The following is a 21,634-nucleotide window of genomic DNA, read 5'->3' as shown; positions in this document are numbered from 1 at the left end:
GTTGTAAAGAATCTTGAATTGTAGTCAAATGTCAGAATAGTTTAGAATTGTTTCTGACACAGGGATGCATTTCTTATTCGGAAATTCACCGATATCCACTTCCACCACCCCACAACTCTCTACCACCAGTATGGCCAGTGTTATGATGGACTTCTTCATCTACAAGTTGCAGTACACCCGCTTCTTCATTGTGATGCCAAGTGTACCCGTCAGGAGTATCAGCTTTCGCTAATTGTTGAAGATCAGTGTTAGTTAAGCCTAATTCATTTATTAGTGATGGATTAGATTCGATTGAATCATAGAATTCAGCATTGGCATAAGCGAAATGAACATAATCTGATTGAAGATATAAATCCTGTGGCAATTGGACTTCATAAGCAGCTTCAAATACAGGGAATGTACCAGTTACATCACCGTTTGGTAATTCCACTGTCTTTTCAACAAAAGGTATCCCCGTTTCTGGATGAGTATCACCAGCTAAATCGTGATTTCTAGTTTCAATTTCTTCCGCTTCTACAGTATCTACTCCGTCGACTATATCTAATAAATCTAATATACCTATAGCTAAACCAGAAATTGCAACTACTTTTCCAATATTTTTTACTCCCTGCATCGCTTTCTCTTTATCACCATTTTTAACCCCATCATAGGTTATCCATGCACTTTTAGCTGTATAGGTTACAGTACTTCCTATCCCTTTAAGCGTTCTATGTGTTGAATCTTTCAAATCGTTAAATCCTTCGCTCTTAAGTTGCTCGTCTTTAGTTATTGCTCCGTAGGTACCTTTTACTGCTCCATCGATGAATTGACCAGCATTATCAAGGGCAATTGTTGATGATTGTTTAATTCCTTGACCGACCTCTTCTACCCAATCTGACTTTATCGCTTTTCCAGCCAGTTTCACTCCTCCGCCAATTACCCCACCGGCTACAGTACCTATTCCTTTTCCTAATGTTCGGAATACAGTCATATAATACCTCCTCCAAAAAATGTTTCTGTCATCAGGATAGGAATATTTATTCATATACCTATCGCATATAAAAAAACCATATAATACTAATAGTTAAATTTTACAATACTTTATGGTTTTTTGTAATATTTTTTTCTTAATAATTAAACTTTACTAAACGAACGAATTATTCTAAATATTTATAACGCATTTCCTTTATTTATTTGATATAATTAGAAAAATATTTAAAATATGTAAATAAGGAGAGAGTTAAGTTGAGGGAAGCACGTTACGAGGGAAAGAACTTTGATTTAATAGTTTACTTGGACTCGAAATTAAACCCGAAAGCAGAAATTGAAAAGTTAAAGAAAAGAGCAGATAAAGGTGCTTATTCGTGTCCTTACTGCAATGGAACTTTAATTATTCGATCTGGTGATATTCGAGAAGTTCATTTTGCACATCGCCATTCTAAATCTTGTGCGATATCTGTCGCTAGTGAAGTATATCAAAAACAGGTTAAAGGAGAATCCAAACGGCACTCTGTGATGAAAGACATTATTCACGATGAATTAAAAGCTCAAGAAAAAATAAATACTGACCTCCATGTTAACTATGGCTTTATGTCAAAAGCAGAGGAAAAATGGAAATACTACCCTGATATCATTATTAATTATAAAGGAAAAGAATCAGCGATTTCCATTCTATCGGAAGTTAACTCTAATAAGGATGAAAAATTAGTAAAACGAATTAAAAATCGGAATCGATATTTTAAAAAGAAAAAGTTAGAAACTGTTTGGTTTGTTGAAAATACAGAACAATCAATTGATATGGTTCATCATGTTATCCACCTTTGGGAAGCTGAGTTAGACATAGCTTCTAAAACTGCCGAGGATATAAAATGGGAAGATAGTATAAACACTTTATCTCCTCAATATCCATTATTTGAGCTCTTCGATTACCACTATACTAATTCACCAGTACCTATTAATGTACGCAGCTTATATTACATCCGTTCAACTGATACTAATATCGTTTTTACCGTTCAACGCTTTATCCAAGATCAAGATAAATATCCTTTTCGTGCTTTTGCATTGAATGAAGCTTATCAAATCAGTCTTTCTACTGCTCTGCGGACAACAGTAACTCTACAATTAAGCGATCCAGTTATTGAAAATAAACAAAGACAACATTTTATTCAAACAGTTAAAGAAAAAGAAACTGAATACATTGTAAAACAGCAAAAGGAGGAGGTATTTCTTCAAACGGCTGCAGCCAAAACTATAAACGAGTCTCTAAAACCAAATATTTCAAGTATATCTATAGTAAAGGAGAAGAGACCCCCCTTTAAATCAGTACAACAACTAAAAGATATAAAACCCGCGATAAATGGTTTCGTACGTCATAACTCTGTTTTTTCAGCAACGGAAGTATGTGAATTTTTAGTATTAAAATGTGGTGCTTCATCAGACTCATTTTCAACTGGAAGATATAAAATCTATCCAGAAGTTTGTGCCTACCTTGAAATATTAGTAGGAGAACACATCCTAAAATTAGAAAATAAAAATTTTGTTAATGAAAGAGTTTATCGTGTATTACAACCAGATTTCCTTTAAGTAAATTTTTCTACTTTAAAGATTAGCCCTGCTTAGAATACTCCACAAACTCAATGTAATATTTAATAGCACGAGGATAGTTATTGGATGCATCTTTATAATGCTCATCGATCCTTTTTTGCATCTCATCAGTAACAGTAAGTTCACCATTATAAATCTTGCGTTTCTGCAAATTGATTAGTCTGTTGTTATACTGCTCGGCTGATAGTTCTTTGATTTGCCTTTCTCCTAGTTTGATTGTATGTCTCATCTTCAAGTAATCGATGAATTTCATTTTAGCAATCTCTTTGTGTGAAACGCTATATTCGTTAATGAGGTCTACATAGTTCTTCCGATATATCTCCACATTCTTTCCGATTGAGCAATAATATGGATGCGGAAGACGCTTTGCAAGTGGGTGTTTCAGTCTTCCTTCTGCCGTCATCTGCTTCAGCGTCTTCTCCACTTCCTCACTGAGCGGAACAATGAACGTAGGTTGGACTAGATCCATCTCGTCAATAAAAGAATCGGTGAATGTTGCTTGCAAGTGCTTAGGTAGCTCGTAATAATTAATATTACTGCCGTGCCGAGTAAAGCCAAACCAAGAGAGGTTTGTCATGTAGACACAATCATGAAATTTCTCTGCTCCAATTTCACTAATCACAGACATAATAAACTGTGCACTATTCTCACTATCCTGATTTGTAATGTCTGGAAGCAACTGGGATAGTCCTTTAAAATCGATGAACGGAATCCCCGTCTTCCCCGCACCATTCTTGCCAGGATTAATCCCGCAAAACACGATGCGATTTCCTTGTCCCTTATACATCTCTCGATAATAAGTACGGACGAGTTCTATGTTGTTATGAAAACCATTTAAAATTTTGATATTCTCTGCTTCAAGCACTTGCAGAGATTCAGGATCAGTTATCTTCTGGTTATAAAAATCAATATGTAAATTTATGACACTTTCCATGGGACGCCCTCCTCGTCTAAAACTCGTTATGCAAGTTTGGGAATGAAAAGACAGAATAGCCTATTAACATCATAGTTGTTCTTTGAACTGCTAACTTCTCTCCATACTAAAAAGGAATTCGACAAGACTCGCCGAATCCCTTCTTTATATAATAATTTTGCAGAAACTATTATTGGCGGCTACTCTATCATTAGAATTTCACATATAGGTACTTCCGCTAGTTGAAAACATACAGGATTGTCATTACTATTTAATAGTGAATTGCAGCAAATTGTCAGAATAGTGCTTAATTTTTTCTGACACAGTGGACAGTTCTGAGAGCTTTTTCTGCTTCTTCTAATGCAGTAATATTTCCTACCAACGCTTTTTGAACGCTTGTCAATCCTTCATATGCTGCACGGGCCTCTTTTATTTGTGCTTCATGTGCAACTTTTATATCAACCTCTGCTGGAAGCTCTTCGATTAAAAATATCACTACTTTTGCTTGTTGTTCATTTATTGCTTTATCTTTAACTACTTCAAAAGCTTTCTCTGCATTCGTTAATCTAGTAATATCGACCACTGCTTTTTGAAAGGGTGTTAACTTTTCATATGCTGCTCGTGCCGCGTAGATGGCTACTCCATCACTGACATTTACTTTCGATGGTATTGGAAGAGCATTTATCAAAGTAGTCACCGTTCTTGCAGCTGCATTATTTAAAGAGGTTACTTCCTCGGCATCTGTTTTCCTTTTATCGTTCTCACTATTTCCATCACTTGTAGGCGATACACTAGTAGGAAACAAGATGACTAATCGAACAGCTTTACTGGCACTATCTATTTCTCTTATTAGCTCCTTAATCATAGGAAAGGTATTTTCAGTAGGTAACTTCTCTATTAACGGTAGTATGGTTTTTAATGTTTTATTCGCTTCTTTCGTTTTACCTAAAGCCGTTAGCGTTTCCGCTTCTTTTACTTTCTCATAAATCGCTACAGGAACATTTAATTGATCTAGTTTCAAGTTGGCTGGTTTTTTATACTGTTCTATTAGTAAATCCCTTGTAACTTTTCCTGTAAATCGATAAAGAATATTAGTGCGGGTATTCAGTTGTACGGATAAATGATGATATGCTTTTTCAAGTTCCGTCCAATCTTTTTCAGATTCAGCTTGTTTTATCTCGTCCATTATAGGGTTCAGGTATTTATCCACATAATTGAATGCATCAATATATGGTATGAGTCCTTTTGTTAATTTTTCATTATACAAAGTATCTAACTCTTTTAGTATCGTTTCCTTATTTGGCCTATTTGATTTCATCACCAAAGTTCTGGTATTTCGATAGTTTTCTTTCGCCAATTTCAACACTGGATATAGTTCTTGACTTGAAACTATTCTTCCGTTCTCTGCCGGTTTAACATAGGCATTTGCTGCTTCATTCATGTCAACTTTCGCTTTATCAATCGTTTCTTGTATGGAACTATAAGCGAAACTTACATTTGAATTAGTTAGTAAAGATGCCGCTATCACTAATGCTACAACTGACTTTTTCCACTTTTTCTTTTTCATGATTCACCTCCAAAGTAATTATCATGACTAAACATTGGCTTGGTTTACTTACCTAACTTTATAACCAAGAATATCCTTTATCAACATAATTAGAACGACAATTCACAACATTTAAATAATAAAAGTCAAAATATCTCATTTTCCATCTTTTTTAGAATGAATTAAATTGATTGATTGCCAACAATCTATCCACTTTTTTGTCGTAATCTTTCGTATTGCATCAAAAAAAGGCATTACCTTGACTAAATTTTGTCGTTAATTTTTTCTACTTTTAAAGCAAAATATAATAAAAAAAGCCTCTTAATCTATTTCTCGATCAAGAGGCTTTCCCTATCCAAGTGTATATATCTTAATTTCTACTATTAATACAAAATTCGCTCCTATGCATGCAGAACATGTCTAGGAGCGAATTTTTTAGAAAGCTTTTTTTATTTATTAATTAAGACTACATTTGAATCTTGCAAGATATATTGTTTATCACTATTTGGTAAATACCAGTCACCATCTATATAAATACCCTCTTTCTCAAGGGAGTGCCATTCTCTATATGTAGCTGCTCCTATATGTTTACCATTTTCAGATACAATAATCGACTGAAAGTAGCGCCTAGTCTAGCCATCTCAAACCAGATTGATTCGGAATTGAATTGTAGTTGTGTTTGATACAAGGACGCTTTTCATGTTCAAGAACTTCATCAATTTTATTCTATGGATAGGTTAATATAGTATGGATAATTCACTATATAATACAAAAAGAACCTCTGTTAAGAGGTTCCCTTCTTTGTCAGTGAATTTAATGTTTTCTTTACTTGCTACATTGATAAATTCAATTTCTTTTATATTTTCTGCGCCGCGAATTTCTTTTACGTTGTTGCCGTCAATAATAACTTTTTGAACTGTCGTTCCTTTGAAATCAATAATCCCACCAGCTTCTAATGGTTTGATTGTTACTGTTTTATTAGCGAATCCCTCACCATGGAATTCTGCATAATGACCTGTGAATAGAATGCCATTTGTAATAGTTGTATTTGTATCTAATGTAAGAGAAATACTTGGCTTATTAATTGTTAATTTTTTTGTTGTAAGATTTTTGAAATCATATAATTTATCAGGTGCAATTGGTGTAACAACATCTTTTGCTTTTAAATCCATTTGTATTAAAACTGGATCATGATCAGAAGCACGACCTTGGGCTTCTGTGTAATTTGCATTGATATGAATCATGTCCGCTACTGTTTTGTTTTCTAAATGTTTAGAAACAAGAACATGATCAAGTACCTGGTTGTTTCCTTGGAAGAAATAAGAGAAACGGTCATTGGCTGGTACTTTATCTACCATATTTGTCATTTCATTTCCTTTAAGTATTTCAAGCGTTTTCGTAAATTCAAAGTCGTTCATATCTCCAGCAAGTACGATATTTAAATTAGAATCTTTTGCTAAGCCATCTTTGATGAACTCATTAACAGTAGTAGCTAATTTATGACGTTGAACTTCAGAACTTAATACTGGGGGTTGCGCAGATCCCCATAATGATTGGTCGCCACCTTTAGAATTTAAGTGTGCACCGATGACAACTACTTTTTCCCCTTTGAAGTCAAATTGAGCTGCAATTGGCTTACGTGTATTTGAAAACTTGGTTGGATCCAGTACTCCTGGATTCAATGCTAAGTTCCCTTGTGCATCCCACCTATTTCCTTCTGAACTAGTGCCTTTTTTACCTTCTACTAATGAAACACGGTCCGGATTGTAAAGGTAGCCAACACGTATGTTACCACCTGGTGCTCCGCCGTTATCATTGTTTTTAGGGGCAACATCTGTCCATTTATAAGTTGGTCCACCTGCTTCAGTAATTGCCGCGATCAAACGTTCGTAGCTCTCTGTTGCATCGGTGTTACCAGAATCTACTTCCCCATCATTATCTTGAACTTCAATCAATGTAATGATATCAGGTGATTTCATGTTATTAACGAATGACTTCGCAATTCTCAATACTTTTTCATCTGATGTTTTCGATTTATCGTTTGAAAAGTTTTCAATATTGTATGATGCTATTGTTAGTTTATCCTCTGTAGGTACAATATGCGTTGTTTCTATTATTCTACTACCTTTAACAAGTGTTGGTAATGCTTCAGGTAATACTCTGTAGCCATCTGCTGTATAAGAGATTACTCCGATCACATTTCCATTAAAATGATCTCCGGATGAAATATCAAGCAATCCCGTATTTGTTAGGAAAATCTTTTCTGGGTTGTAGTCGTCCGCTGCAATATTTAGTCCACCTAATAGATTGAACTCATTATTTGTTGTACTCTCCACTACGATTGGAGTAGCCCCATTGTATGAAGGACCAACTACTTTTGCATTAGGAAATGATAATCGCATAAACTCTACTGATTCCCAGAAGTCGATACCGTCTTCTAATGGATCAAATGAAGTTAAGTTATCATTATCGATTATTTTGTTCGGTGGAAAAATATCTACACCAACTACAAGCGGAGCAGGTAAGTTAGCAGTTCCATCTTTTATTATTTGAGTTGCATTAATGCGTGTTGTGGATAGGTTTACGCCACCACCGTTTTCCGCTACAGTACCTGTAACTTTTACTTTATCGCCAACTTTGACACCGTGTGAAGATTTGTTTACTTGGATAGCTTCTGATGTAGTATTATCATTATCTGCGTTATCTACATCTTGCATAACAAAGTTTGTTCCATCGATTAAGTAAGTTACTACTCCTGTAACATCTGTTACGGATGCTCCAACGTATGGAGAAATATGACCTTTTCCTTGGATTTCTCGAATGATTACGCCATCCGCTTTTATAATTGTATAAGTAAAGTTAAATACTTGACTTTCGGTAGTGCCACTTACTGCAATTGCTTTAATAGTTGTTGTTCCAGTAGGTAATACGATTGGAGTATCGTATTTAGTACTCAATTTAGATGGTGTTGAACCGTTCAATGTATAATAGATTTCAGCACCCACTATACCTGACTTGAGTTCAATTTTCGTATTTACTGGCACTGTTCCTTCATATTGTAAAGAATAAACAGCAGGTTTGTTTACAAGGTCAAAGCTTTTAAGACCTAATGTTTTTAATTGGAATACGGCACCATTAATTGCAGCGATTCCTGTAATATTTACTTTATCGCCTTCTTTGAAGAGTTTAACAAAATCATTGTATGTGATTCCTGTACGGTTATCATGCCATACACGAACTTCTTCACCACTTTCTGATACTGCTTGGAATTCAAAGCTTCCAAAAGTACCATTTGGTGCTAAGTTTTTAATAGTAACATTTTTTAAAGTTACTAATTCTCCTTGTGTATCTTCATTCACGCCTGATGGTTGTACAATTTGAGCTGCTGGAATGCCATTTCCTGATGAAATTACTTCAATAGTAGGGTTTTCTATTTCTACTTCATTTGAGTAAGTTATCACTTTACCAGTTACTTTAATTTTATCCCCTGGTTCAACATTTGCTGAGGTAGCATATACGAACATACCAGCTGTTTCATCTTGCATATAGAATGCTTGACTACCCCATGGGCCGGGATTAGTAGTGACAATTCCTTCAATTTGAACTGTTTCACCAATAGCAGTGCGTGCTCCTGCGATTGTTAGCGCACCTGCGATTGTATAAGTGAATGTCGCAACATCACTATCAGTTAGTACACCCTTATTGTCTACCGCAATTGCTTTAATAGTTGTTGCGGCATTAATTGTAAATGGATTTGCGTATACACTGTCCGAAGTCGTTGGGTTTACTCCATTTGTTGTAAAGTAAATTTTTGCATTTGAAGTAGTAGTTGTTAATGTAACTGTAGTACCAACTGCCACGGCGGAAGATGCTGGGCTAGCTGTTACAGCATTGACTTTTGTCGGTCCACCTTCTACAACAAATTCCATCGAGGTTGGGGTTTTTAACCCTGCATGACTGCCAAAGTATTTTTCAAGTGAACCACTTATTAATACCTTTTTACCCAAATTAGCAGGGGTTGTTTTTAAACCAAACTTTGCTCTATGGTCCGCAGTAACTAGTTGCACATATAGCATTTTATCTCTATTAGTTTCACCTGGAGTTGCCGCGATTGCATAATTAGTATCCCCTGTTGCAGTAGAAATTACGCTTGTTTCGCTTGCTACAAAACCAACTATATACCCTTCTACTGTTGCGGGTTTCTGTGAATTTACATCAAATTGACTAATTGCCTCATCTACGGTTAATACCGTTGCTGCTTGTGCATTTGGTATTGCAATAAATGGTAAAAGCATGGAGATTACAAGTAAGAAAGACAGTGCTATTTTACTGAAGGCATTATTTAATATACCTTTGTTTGTCATCAATTTCACTCCTAGCGTTTTTATATTCAATTGAGTAGTTAGTGCAATTACAAAGCCTTTTGCTTTCAATCAAAAGGCTTGGCGAAAAGAATTAAAGTTTCATTTCACCTGTTACTGTTAAACCATCAAAATTATAAATTACTCCGTCAAGTCCTGAAAGATCTAAATTCCCTTCGACTTTTATGTCTAAGAATGACACATTTTCTGTTGGTGTACCTGTAAGGATCAAATTACCTTTGACAACTGCATGCTTAAAAGATGCTACGTCTGTCACAGAAACGATTACGTCGCCATTATAAACTTTTGGAGTATCAGCTGTTCCTGAGAAACTACCAGCTGGCACAGTTTCAGATCCTTTACCTGCAACGTCTACAATACGACCTTCAATTTTAGTTGGAATAGAATCTTTTATAGATACTAAATGATCTCTTAAGTTTTCCCAATCTGAAAGTCCAAGATCTGTTACACGACCTTCTTCATACGCTTTTTTAAATACGTCATAGCCGTCTCCACCTTTAGCAGTGAATGCGTTTGTTGCTATTGTGTATGTTTCGGAATCTTGGATTGGAGTATACTCATTTTCTGCATTTTTATAAGCAATCGATATGACACGTTTTCCAACAGGTTTAGAAGAATCGAATTCTACTTTTGCACCTGATACATGTAAGAAACCGCCACTTTCACCAGGATATGCACTAAAGCTTAGTTCAAGTGCTTGTTTTATTTCTGCACCTGTTAGATCCATTGTTGCTAATGTGTTACCAAATGGAAGTACTTTTATAACACCACCTACTGTTATTGGACCTGATGGAATAGAAGTTCTAATGCCTCCACCATTTTGGAATGCCATGATTACCTTTTTATTTTTTACATAATCTTTCGCTTTCGCAAGCATACCGTCTGTAATTATGTTTCCTAGAATAGTTTCATTGGATCTTACACTTGTGCCTGGTACATAACCTACATCGGTTACTCTTGGGCTTAAAAGTGCATTTTCAAGAGTTACTCCAATTTTCGTTTCATTAACAGTTGCAATTTTGTCCTTATAAGGTTTCAAGAGCGCAGCTGCCTCAGCGTCTTCTGCTTTATCTGCAGTTTTAATTAGCTTTCCAGCATGCCCTACTACGACACCTTTTTTATCGAATTCAACATCTAAAGTACCAAGGTAATCTGAATATTGATATGCTTGTACAATAATTGTTTTGTCTTTCGCTTTACCATTATTATCTTTATCCACAACAACAGGTACATTTAACTGTGTATGGCTGTGTCCTCCAACGATTATGTCAATTCCAGGTACATTTGCAGCTAGTTCTTGATCATTGTCTACAGCAGGATTATCATCAAAACCAATATGTGTAAGTGCTACAATTTTGTTAATACCCATTGCTTCAAATTCAGCAACCATTCTCTTTGCATCTTCTATATAGTTAGAGAATGTAATTTTTCCAGGGCTTGAGATGTCTGCCGTTTCAGCGGTTGTTAGTCCAAAAATACCAACTTTTTCTCCGTTTATTTCTTTTACAATTCCCGTGTAAATATTCCCATTCTTAGGTTTTTCGGGATTTTTAGGAATCTTTGTATTAAATAAACCTGTAAATTTCTCGTCCTTTGAAAAATCTACGTTAGCTGATACAAATGGGAATTCTGCCCCTTTAATGAAATCAACTAATGCTTGATGACCTTCTTTAGACGAACCAAGATCGAACTCATGGTTACCAAATGTCATGGCATCGACTTTCATTAGATTCATAAATTTTAAGTCGGCTTGGCCTAGGAATTCATTAAAATATAAAGTACCAGAGAAAACATCCCCTGCATTTAATAACAATGCATCCGGCTTAACTCTGCGTACTTCTTTTACTGCTGTAACAAGCTTCGGTGCTTTGTCCGTATTAGCATGTATATCATTTACATGCATAATGGAAAGATTAAAGTTGGATTTTTCTGCAACGTCAACAATACGACCTTCAATTTTAGTTGGAATAGAATCTTTTACAGATATTAAATGATCTCTTAAATTTTCCCAATCTGAAAGTCCAAGATCTGTTACACGACCTTCTTCATACGCTTTTTTAAATACGTCATAGCCGTCTCCACCTTTAGCTGTGAATGCGTTTGTTGCTATTGTGTATGTTTCGGAATCTTGGATTTGAGTATACTTATTTTCTGCATTTTTATAAGCAATCGATATTACACGTTTTCCAACAGGTTTAGAAGAATCGAATTCTACTTTTGCACCTGATACATGTAAGAAACCGCCACTTTCAGAAGGATATGCACTAAAGCTTAGTTCAAGTGCCTGTTTTATTTCTGCACCTGTTAGCTCCATTGTTGCTAGTGTGTTACCAAATGGAAGTACTTTTATAACACCACCTACTGTTACTTGACCTGATGGAATAGAAGTTCTAATGCCTCCACCATTTTGGAGTGCCATGATTACATTTTTATTTTTTACATAATCTTTCGCTTTCGCCAGCATACCGTCTGTAATTATGTTTCCTAGAATAGTTTCATTAGATCTTACACTTGTGCCTGGAACATAACCTACATCAGTTACTCTTGGGCTTAAAAGTGCATTTTCAAGAGTTACTCCAATTTTCGTTTCATTAACAGTTGCAATTTTGTCCTTATAAGGTTTCAAGAGCGCAGCTGCCTCAGCGTCTTCTGCTTTATCTGCAGTTTTAATTAGCTTTCCAGCATGCCCTACTACGACACCTTTTTTATCGAATTCAACATCTAAAGTACCAAGGTAATCTGAATATTGATATGCTTGTACAATAATTGTTTTGTCTTTCGCTTTACCATTATTATCTTTATCCACAACAACAGGTACATTTAACTGTGTATGGCTGTGTCCTCCAACGATTATGTCAATTCCAGGTACATTTGCAGCTAGTTCTTGATCATTGTCTACAGCAGGATTATCATCAAAACCAATATGTGTAAGTGCTACAATTTTGTTAATACCCATTGCTTCAAATTCAGCAACCATTCTCTTTGCATCTTCTATATAGTTAGAGAATGTAATTTTTCCAGGGCTTGAGATGTCTGCCGTTTCAGCGGTTGTTAGTCCAAAAATACCAACTTTTTCTCCGTTTATTTCTTTTACAATTCCCGTGTAAATATTCCCATTCTTAGGTTTTTCGGGATTTTTAGGAATCTTTGTATTAAATAAACCTGTAAATTTCTCGTCCTTTGAAAAATCTACGTTAGCTGATACAAATGGGAATTCTGCCCCTTTAATGAAATCAACTAATGCTTGATGACCTTCTTTAGACGAACCAAGATCGAACTCATGGTTACCAAATGTCATGGCATCGACTTTCATTAGATTCATAAATTTTAAGTCGGCTTGGCCTAGGAATTCATTAAAATATAAAGTACCAGAGAAAACATCCCCTGCATTTAATAACAATGCATCCGGTTTAACTGTTCTTACTTCTTTTACTGCTGTAACAAGCTTCGGTGCTTTGTCCGTATTAGCATGTATATCATTTACATGCATGATCGACAGGTTGAAGTTTTTGGAACCCGTGTTACCACCATTGCCACCTCCATTGTTTCCGCCACCTGTAGAAGGAGGTTTTGTTGGTGTAGTTGGTGTAGTTGGTGTAGTTGGTGTTGTTGGTGTTGTTAGATCAATACCAGCTGTTTTGGCTACATCATTTGCTTTTTCAAGCAACTCTTTAACCATTGGTAACGAACTAGTAGAAGGCAATTGAGAGATCAAAGATTTAATCGATTCTAATACTTTAGTAGCCTCTTCAGTTTTCCCAGCTAGTAATAATTTTTCTGCTTCATTTACTTTCATGTAAATAGTTACTGGAACCTTTAACTGTTCGCGCTTAAAGTTTGCAGGTTCCTTGTACTGTTCTAGTAATAAATCCCTTGCATCTTTGCCAGAAAAACGATAAAGAATTGCGGTACGTCCTTTTAACTGTACAGATAACTTATGATATAGAGTTTCTATTTTTACCCAATCTTTTGCTGTCTCCGCCTTTTTAATGTCAGCCATTATTGGATTTAAGTATTTTTCTGCGTAATTATAAGCGTCAATATAAGGAATAATCCCCTTAGTAATTCTTTCATTGTATAAATCATTTAAATCTTTTAATAAAGTATCTTTATTTTTTGCATTAGATTTCTCGATCGCATTCTTTGCTTTTTGATAATTTGCTTTTGCTACATTCAATGCTGGATACAATTCTTCGCTTGTTGCAACTTTTCCTTTTTGAGACGGTACTACATACGCATAGGCTGCCTCTTTCATATCCTTCCTCGCTTGATCCACCAAATCTTGTAATGAATTGTTAGCGAAACCTACATTTGTAGGAGCTAGCAATGAGGTAGCAAGTACTGTTGCCATTACGGACCTTTTCATCTTCTTATTCATAATTCCCCTCCTATATTAATATAATAACGATAGAATCCTATCAATAATTTTCCAATGATATGAAATTAATAGATTAATATGATTCTAGTTAAAACATACCATTTAATAATATGAAGTACAATTAAGAATTCATTAAATTTTTATGATTTTTCTGTTTATAATGTTTTATATTAGAGATGAACTCAATTTAACTTCTTTTCTAAGAAAGAAAAAGTGATTTATAAAAATTCGATTCAATAATAGATAAGTAATGAAATAGCAAAATCTAATTTTATCTTTCCTTATTAATTAAAATGAGAATGGGAAAATCAAAAGAACATAAAATGTTCCTGTCAGAATGAGGTAGAGGAAAACAGCTAGTTTAAAAAATATGTTTCAAAACATCTTAAAGTGAATTGTAGTCTATTGTCAGAATAGTGTAGAATTGTTTCTGACACAGGGACGCTCGTTTAAATGTTCCTGTCAGAATGAGGTAGAGGAAAACAGCTAGTTTAAAAAATATGTTTCAAAACATCTTAAAGTGAATTGTAGTCTATTGTCAGAATAGTGTAGAATTGTTTCTGACACAGTGGTCGACCCCCTTATAATGGACACATAGAGTGTTATAATTGTGTAAATACAACCATCTGAGAGGGGCATGATCATGAACATTCGTAAGAAAACAAAAAAACGTCAACTCACATATGAACAAAAGTTATTTGCAGTAAATGAAGTACGTCTGAATAAACGTAACAGGCAAGATGTCGCGGACGAACTGGAAATTCATATTAATTCATTGACAGGGTGGCTGAAACTTTACAGAGAACATGGTGAAGATGCACTTCTCTCACACTATGAGAAATCAGATTTGATTGAACACACTGCAGAACTAAATAGATTAAGAGATATAGAAAAGAAGTACAAGGAGCAATTGATACAAAATGAAATCTTAAAAAAGTTCCAGGCCTTTCTCAAGGAGAACGAAAAAAGAAGTGCTTCGAAGCCATTACGGCCTTGAGAAAGGATTATCCAGTAACTACACTTTGTAAAACATTAAAAGTATCAACCAGTGGATATTACAACTATATGGCACAACCTCAAAAGTCTCTTTCTGAGCGGGATCAAATCGATATTACGGTCATCCAAAGCTTATATGATTTTACTGGTGGCACCATTGGCGTGAAAAGAATTGCTGGTGAACTGAAAGCTAACCACGATCATGTAATTAATCACAAGCGTGTACAGCGATTAATGAATGAGATGAATATTAAATCTAAAATTCGAGTTAAGAAGTACTTCCAATCTAAGAAAGATGCACAATCTGACTGGGTATATCCAAACCTTCTTAATAGAGATTTTGATGCTTCGCTGCCCAATCGTAAATGGGTTACCGATCTATCTGAGATTACAGTGGAAGAAGATAAATTTTACGTTTCTGCAATCATGGATCTTTGTAATCGAGAAATTATTGCATTTGAAATGAGCGATAGTCCAACTGCAAACCTGGTAGAAACTACTGTTAAACAAGCAATGAAAACTAGAAAGTTGCCCGACTTAACAAACGTCATCATTCACTCTGATCAAGGAAGTGTCTATAAGTCTTTTAAGTATAAAAATCTTGCCAAGAAACTTCACTTTTCACCAAGTATGTCTCGGAAGGCAAACTGCTGGGATAACGCTGTAATTGAGAGCTTTTTTTCGCAATTAAAGACAGAATTCCCGCACTTGTATGCGACAGATAATGCCAAACAGGTAAAGAAAGATTTACTCTTATACATTGCATATTTTAACCAAAACCGTGGTCAAAAAAGACTGGGTTATTTAAGTCCAACTGCTTATTTAAAGTTAAAACATTCAGCTAGCTAATGCACAATTCTACACTGTCCATAAAATAGGGGCTAGACTACAGGGACGAATGTTTTTTTCAGTTAAATGCAATTGTAAAAATAACGTCAAATTCTGAACCGGCGTTTACTGTTAAAGGAAAAGGAAATGATTTTCCTTTTAGGTCAGCCAATGTTTTTGCATCTGCAGAAAATGCCGCTTTAAGCCCATTCATTGCTGCTTCTGATAATGGGTCATTTCCATTAATTTTCGTAACATTTAAGCCACTAATTAGTGATGTATAGAATCCTTGACTTAAAAATTCTAAAATGCTGACATCTTCTTTGATTGTAACAGTTAATGAATTAGAAGCAGTTGAAGAAACCGTAATGTTTTTTTGACCGGCATTAACTTTCTCCACAAAATCTGCTACTTTACTATCAAAAGCTTGTTGTTCCGTCAATGCCACAAGAGGAGCATCTATGATTGCTTTTATTTTTGCTACTTCTGCGAATAATGGAGCTGCATATTTATTTGTCTTTGGTAAACCTTCTAATAAAATATTAAGCTCTGCATATGCTTTTAAAACTTCTTCACTTTTGCCAGCAGCATACAAACTCTTAAGGTCTACTAATTTCATATAAATGGTTACCGGGAGCGTTAATTCATTACGTTTTGCCTCTGCCGGCTTTTTATACTTCTCTAGCAATAAATCACGAGCTGCTTTACCAGAGAAACGGTATAAAATAGATGTCCTATCTTTTAATTGGTAAGATAACTGATGGTATCCTGCTACCACTGTAGCAAAATCATTCTTTGCTTCTGCTTCGTTAATTTCTTTCATCAAAGGATCTAAGTATTTTGTTGCGTAATTATACGCATCCATATAAGGAACTAAACCTTTAGATACTTTCTCATTATATAAAGAATCAATGTCATTCAGTTTACTTTCTTTTTCTTTTGTAGAAAGCTTAGATGATACAATTGCGTTTCTAGTAGCCTGGTAGTTTTTCTTTGCACTATTTAATGTAGCGTATAATGATTCGCTTGGAACAAGCTTTCCTTCAAGCGTAGGATATACATATTGTGATGCAGCCTTATTTAACTCACTCTTCACTGAGTTAATAGATTGATCGACAGAGATTGACTTCCCATAAGCAATTGGAGAAAATGCTAAAATGGAACTCGTTAATAGTGCTGCCGCTGCCGCTGTTTTCACTAGATTTTTTTTCATGATATTCCTCCTAAGTTGTGTTTATTTCCTTGTTATTTCACTTTAAAGCTCATTTTTAATGCATTTGTTTTCCTTACTGTCCATTCTTGTCAGTTAAATTATTTGTTACCATCAATTGATAAGCCCCTACCGGAAGCAGTAATCGAAATCCTTCAAGTTACTCTAATAATTATTTACCCATCTCCCTGTCTTGAAAGTATTCATCATTCATCTATATGCTTAGTCCAAGAAGTAAAGAAGAACATAATGATATAAAAATCTGTTTAACCACTAAAGTTTTGGAAATAAACAATTTTAGCTTTTATAAAGGTGTTACGGATTATGATGGGTTGATCATGATCATTCCTGGAGAAAACGCAAGCGTCCTTTAAGTGCATCAGGTCTTTACCAATTCCCAAGTGCTTTGGACAACATCGGCTACACTATTACCGTTATGGCTATGGAACGTGAAGTAAATGTGTCACTTCACTTTCCACGTTTTTCGGTAATCTTGTTCCAGATGTTTTTCCGTCGCACGCTTGAAATATGTAAAAACATAGTGCATTAGGTTTGGTTAAAGAGTGATTAGATACTTCCCTACTCTTTTAAATGCGGACGAAGATACAATTTCGTCCGCTCAGCACTTCTTTATCAATAGATGCTGCCTATTTCTTTTTAGTGCCAAGACTAGAATACAAAAGTTGCATAACCAGATGTATTTATTTACACTTTATGGCACTTCAAGATCTATTTACCCTAAAGCGAGACTAATTTTTATTCATCCGAGACTACTAGTAGCCAAATTTATATGCTTTCTTAACTTTTCAAAAAAACAACTACCTCCTACACTATATCCATTAAGTGTAGGAGGTATTATTGGTTATAAAGAATCTTGAATTGCAGTAAATTATCAGAATAGTTCGGAATTGTTTCTGGCACAGTGGACACTTCACTATTTCCCTATTTCTTTGTTTCTGACACAGGGACGCGTTTTTAATCCGAGCTGATGTGTATTTTTAGTTTAGGTATGGTAAAATGAGCATATAATAAAAAAGACTGAGTGCGTAAACACTCAGTCAATGCAGCTGACATACCGCATGAAGTGCGGTTGACCAGTGGTAAACAAAAAAGGTGTTACAAGGAGTAACCACTCTGCTTACTTGGGCGTTAGCGGAAGGTGGTTACTTTTTTCTATTGGTGTAAAGAGCAATCATCGCTACGACAGCTGTTGCTGCTGTTGCGAGGAACATTCCGGATTGGTATAACATGTTCATTGCTTCATAAGTCACCATATATAAACACACCCTTTCTCAAGGGAGTGCCAACCGCCATCCGCTATATGTAGCTGCTCCTATAAGTTTATCATTTTCAGATACAATAATCGACAGAAAGCACTACCATAATCTAGCTATCTCAAGCCAGATTGATTAGGAATTGTTTTGAAGTTGTGTCTGACACAAGTAGTGAATTGTAGTCTATTGTCAGAATAGTGTAGAATTGTTTCTGACACAGGGACGCGTCACTAGAGGCTGAAGATGAAATTTCAGCCGCATAAAGTTCGAATAGCAATTAAAACAAACACCTCCTACACTTTATAGATTCAAGTGTAGGAGGTGTTATTCGTTCTAGTGAATCTAAATTTGTAGTCAATTGTCAGAATAGTGTAGAATCGTTTCTGACACAGTGGTCGCGTTTCACGTCACTAACGGTGCCCATATGGACACATCACTTATCGTACTCTAATCTAATATCGTCCACTTTATAATTCCCGTTTTCTTCTTTAAGAATAATGTAGTCCGTATGATTAGCAGTGAGTTTACTATCATGATGTTCACTTATTTCGACGTACTTTATGCTGTTCTTTTCAAAATGAGTCACTTTTGTATCTTCTGTCCAATAAATGGTGCCCAATACTAAGTGTCCGCTTTCTCTAGATAGTAAATAATACTTAGTTTCACCATTTATGACTTCTGCTGTCATTCGCTCCGTGATAAATCGATCAATAAATGTGTCTGTAAAATAAGAATTATGTTGCATTTTTATTTCATTTGCAGGAAGACGAACAACCTGACTGCTAAAATTTATGTAATATTGAATAAATTGAGCAGTATTCAAAAATGTTTTTAAATCTTGTTCATTTGAAATCCAACTTACGATAATTTTTTTGCCATCTGTATATATATTCATATCGCCTTTACTAATAATCTGTCCTTGACTTGCAGTTTTAAAAAAGGCGTACATATCGTTATAACTAATACGTCCACTTATATTACTAATACTTCTTGCTGCTTTAATTAAAGTTGTGTCGCTTAAATCCCCACAAATCGTGAACATGTTCCCTTCAAACCCTACTACTTTGATCTGTTCTTTATTGAACACCTCAAAGTCTGTATGATTTTTCTTTACTTCATATCCAGTGGAATACACACTTTTCAATACTAAATCTGCAGGGTGTGGAGTTGGTATTTTATCTTTTGGAAATGAAGCCAATTTTACCACTTCATTTACTTTCTCTACTTTCTTAAGCAAGCTATTTATAAATGTACTTGAACTAGATTTTGGAAGCAATTCTACTAAAGCTTGAATACTTTCAAATACCTTTTTTGCTTCTTGCTCTTTTCCCTCGCTTACTAGTTTCTCAACCTCAATAATTTTCATATAAATAGTGACAGGTACCATTAATTCATCATGTTTTTGATCTGATGGTTGTTTGTACTTTTCAAGTAACAAATCGCGAGTTGCTTTTCCAGTAAATCGATATAAAATGGCAGATCTACCTTTTAATTGATAAGACAATTGGTGATATATCTTTTCAACTGTAGCAAAGTCATTTCTCCCTTGAGCACCTTCTATTTCACCTAATAATGGATCTAAATATTTTGTAGCATAGTTATACGCATCCATATAAGCTACTAGTCCTTCTGAAACTTTTTCTTTATAAAGCGTGTCCATTTCATTCAAAATTGCTGTCTTTTGTGTGGATGAAATTTTTGAGGAAACTACCGCACTTCTAGTCAGTTGATAGTTTTTCTTTGCACTGTTTAATATAGGGTATAACTCGCTGCTCGGTACCAGCTTTCCTTCCAATGAAGGATACACATAATGTGTTGTAGCTTTGTTAAGCTCTGTTTTCATCTTGTTTACCGATTGTTCTATCGTAGATGTTGCTCCAAATGCTACGGAAGAAAATGATAAGATCGATGCCGTTAATAATACTGTTACAGCTACTGACTTGACTAAGCCTTTGCTCATGTAATTCCTCCTGATGTATGTATCTAAGTTGTTGTGAAATATGCATTATATCTCAACTGATTAATAATACAGGTTAAATAGAGCCTAATCAATGGAAGGAAGCAATAAACCACTACCAAAATAGGAATAAAAAGGGATTCGTTTTTGATTTGTAATTATTTTGGAAGGGTATGGGTTTTGAGGGATAATTGCGAATGCCCACCAAGATAATTAGGTGGGCATTATTTGACGCTTACTTTACTAGATACTATTTAAAAGCGAATTGTAGTAAATTGTCAGAATTCTGTAGAATTGTTTCTAACACAGGGACGCGTTTTTAATTTAAACCATAAACTCTTTAATCACATCACAAACTTTATCCACATCCTCTTCACTCAAATAAGGATGCATCGGTAAGGAAAGCACTGTATCACAAAGTTTATTAGTAGTTTCAAAGTCTTGATCATTAAGATCCAAATATGCAAAAGCATCTTGTTTGTGCATTGGCTTAACATAATAAACCATACTAGGAATATCTTCATCTTTTAATTTTGCTTGTAGACCATCCCGCTGTTCCTTGTTCTTTAGCTTAATAGTGTACTGGGCAAAACTTGAATAAAATCCCTCTGGTATGATTGGAGTTTCAATAGTTCCATTCAATCTTTCATTGTATAAATTATATACTCGGTTTACATCTTCCACTTCATGATCGATAAATGCTTTTAGTTTTACTTTTAATACGGCTGCTTGAATAGTGTCTAATCTGGAGTTAACACCAATTCGAACATTATCGTACTTATTCTCGCCTTTTCCGTGAACTTTGAAAGACTTGAGTAATTCCGCTAATTTATCATCATTAGTAAAAATGGCCCCGCCATCTCCATAACAACCTAGTGGTTTAGCTGGAAAGAACGAAGTAGTAGCAGCGTCTCCAAAACTACATGCTCTTTTTCCATTGATATTACCACCAAATCCTTGAGCACCATCCTCTAATACGAATAAATTATACTTCTTAGCAATTCTCTCTATCTCAGGATAATTTGCTGGTAGACCAAATAAATCAACAGGAATAATAACCTTTGGAGTTAACTTTCCTTCTTCAATCGTCTTAATAATTGCTTCTTCTAATTTTATTGTATCTATATTAAATGTTTCGCTATCTACATCTACAAAAACAGGAGTTGCACCTAGAAAGGATACAATTTCACCAGTTGAAAAGAATGTGAAGTCTGGTATAAATACTGCATCTCCTTCTTTTATTCCCCAAGACATCATTACTAAAGTCATTGCTTCTGTTCCATTAGCGCAGGTAATACAGTGTTTTACCCCAACATAATCTGCTAATTGTTCTTCTAGCTCTTTTACTTCGTTACCACCAATGAAATTGGCATCATTAACAACTTTTTGTATAGCAGAGTCAATTTCGTGTTTATATTTCTGATATTGTGTCTTTAAATCTCTAAATTCCATAATAAACCATCCTTTATCCTGTTTGATTTTCATCATTCTTAATTTACTGTTATTTCGGCAATGGTGTACTCTCTTGCATTCATGACATTTCAACTCTTCTTTTAAAACCTGTCCA

The 21,634-nt window shown here is 35.0% G+C and carries 11 protein-coding genes; 3 read left to right on the top strand and 8 right to left on the bottom strand.

Going from position 1 to position 21,634, the window contains the following annotated elements; genetic code table 11:
* Positions 1-85 precede the first annotated feature (85 nt).
* On the bottom strand, positions 86-970 hold the full coding sequence (locus ACEPXG_RS04070; protein WP_391207756.1) for an HNH endonuclease: 885 nt from the start codon (positions 968-970) through the stop codon (positions 86-88).
* Between the two features lie 254 nt (positions 971-1,224).
* On the opposite strand from ACEPXG_RS04070, the gene ACEPXG_RS04065 reads away from it, so the two are divergent.
* Positions 1,225-2,562, top strand: coding sequence for a competence protein CoiA family protein (locus ACEPXG_RS04065; RefSeq protein WP_391207754.1), 1,338 nt, complete (start codon positions 1,225-1,227; stop codon positions 2,560-2,562).
* 22 nt (positions 2,563-2,584) lie between these two features.
* Here the strand turns inward: ACEPXG_RS04065 and ACEPXG_RS04060 are convergent, their stop codons facing one another.
* From ACEPXG_RS04060 to ACEPXG_RS04045, 4 genes are all read right to left on the bottom strand, one after another.
* Positions 2,585-3,517, bottom strand: coding sequence for a uracil-DNA glycosylase family protein (locus ACEPXG_RS04060; protein ID WP_391207752.1), 933 nt, complete (start codon positions 3,515-3,517; stop codon positions 2,585-2,587).
* 286 nt (positions 3,518-3,803) lie between these two features.
* The gene (locus ACEPXG_RS04055) at positions 3,804-5,063 is read right to left on the bottom strand and encodes a hypothetical protein (RefSeq protein WP_391207750.1); all 1,260 of its coding nucleotides are present in this window, start codon (positions 5,061-5,063) and stop codon (positions 3,804-3,806) included.
* Positions 5,064-5,779: 716 nt separating this feature from the next.
* A complete protein-coding gene (locus ACEPXG_RS04050; protein ID WP_391207748.1) occupies positions 5,780-9,406 on the bottom strand; it encodes an FN3 associated domain-containing protein in 3,627 nt (1,208 codons plus the stop codon).
* Positions 9,407-9,497: 91 nt separating this feature from the next.
* Positions 9,498-13,802, bottom strand: coding sequence for a 5'-nucleotidase C-terminal domain-containing protein (locus tag ACEPXG_RS04045; RefSeq protein WP_391207746.1), 4,305 nt, complete (start codon positions 13,800-13,802; stop codon positions 9,498-9,500).
* 643 nt (positions 13,803-14,445) lie between these two features.
* Between ACEPXG_RS04045 and ACEPXG_RS04040 the strand changes: the two genes are divergently transcribed.
* The gene (locus ACEPXG_RS04040; protein ID WP_391207689.1) at positions 14,446-14,799 is read left to right on the top strand and encodes a transposase; all 354 of its coding nucleotides are present in this window, start codon (positions 14,446-14,448) and stop codon (positions 14,797-14,799) included.
* Complete coding sequence (locus tag ACEPXG_RS04035) at positions 14,787-15,647, top strand: IS3 family transposase (protein WP_391209765.1); 861 nt, start codon at positions 14,787-14,789, stop codon at positions 15,645-15,647. Before ACEPXG_RS04040 ends, ACEPXG_RS04035 begins: the two co-directional genes overlap by 13 nt.
* Positions 15,648-15,705: 58 nt before the next feature.
* Here the strand turns inward: ACEPXG_RS04035 and ACEPXG_RS04030 are convergent, their stop codons facing one another.
* From ACEPXG_RS04030 to ACEPXG_RS04020, 3 genes are all read right to left on the bottom strand, one after another.
* Positions 15,706-16,839 (bottom strand): hypothetical protein, encoded by a 1,134-nt coding sequence (locus ACEPXG_RS04030; RefSeq protein WP_391207744.1) that lies wholly within the window; start codon positions 16,837-16,839, stop codon positions 15,706-15,708.
* A 1,704-nt stretch (positions 16,840-18,543) separates the two neighbouring features.
* Positions 18,544-20,070, bottom strand: a complete 1,527-nt coding sequence (locus tag ACEPXG_RS04025) for a hypothetical protein (protein WP_391207742.1) — start codon at positions 20,068-20,070, stop codon at positions 18,544-18,546.
* Between the two features lie 321 nt (positions 20,071-20,391).
* Positions 20,392-21,519: a DegT/DnrJ/EryC1/StrS family aminotransferase gene (locus ACEPXG_RS04020; protein WP_391207739.1), complete on the bottom strand. Its 1,128-nt coding sequence runs from the start codon at positions 21,517-21,519 to the stop codon at positions 20,392-20,394.
* Between the last annotated feature and the right edge of the window lie 115 nt (positions 21,520-21,634).

Origin of the sequence: Psychrobacillus sp. L4 (genome assembly GCF_042944905.1) — a bacterium.
GTDB lineage: Bacteria > Bacillota > Bacilli > Bacillales_A > Planococcaceae > Psychrobacillus.
This window is presented reverse-complemented; position numbering and strand designations above follow the sequence as displayed.

What these genes read in the sequence shown, in the direction of transcription:
- ACEPXG_RS04070 (WP_391207756.1), bottom strand. Translation starts at nt 970, where the DNA reads ATGACTGTATTCCGAACATTAGGAAAAGGAATAGGTACTGTAGCCGGT.
- ACEPXG_RS04060 (WP_391207752.1), bottom strand. Translation starts at nt 3,517, where the DNA reads ATGGAAAGTGTCATAAATTTACATATTGATTTTTATAACCAGAAGATA.
- ACEPXG_RS04055 (WP_391207750.1), bottom strand. Translation starts at nt 5,063, where the DNA reads ATGAAAAAGAAAAAGTGGAAAAAGTCAGTTGTAGCATTAGTGATAGCG.
- ACEPXG_RS04050 (WP_391207748.1), bottom strand. Translation starts at nt 9,406, where the DNA reads ATGACAAACAAAGGTATATTAAATAATGCCTTCAGTAAAATAGCACTG.
- ACEPXG_RS04045 (WP_391207746.1), bottom strand. Translation starts at nt 13,802, where the DNA reads ATGAATAAGAAGATGAAAAGGTCCGTAATGGCAACAGTACTTGCTACC.
- ACEPXG_RS04040 (WP_391207689.1), top strand. Translation starts at nt 14,446, where the DNA reads ATGAACATTCGTAAGAAAACAAAAAAACGTCAACTCACATATGAACAA.
- ACEPXG_RS04030 (WP_391207744.1), bottom strand. Translation starts at nt 16,839, where the DNA reads ATGAAAAAAAATCTAGTGAAAACAGCGGCAGCGGCAGCACTATTAACG.
- ACEPXG_RS04025 (WP_391207742.1), bottom strand. Translation starts at nt 20,070, where the DNA reads ATGAGCAAAGGCTTAGTCAAGTCAGTAGCTGTAACAGTATTATTAACG.
- ACEPXG_RS04020 (WP_391207739.1), bottom strand. Translation starts at nt 21,519, where the DNA reads ATGGAATTTAGAGATTTAAAGACACAATATCAGAAATATAAACACGAA.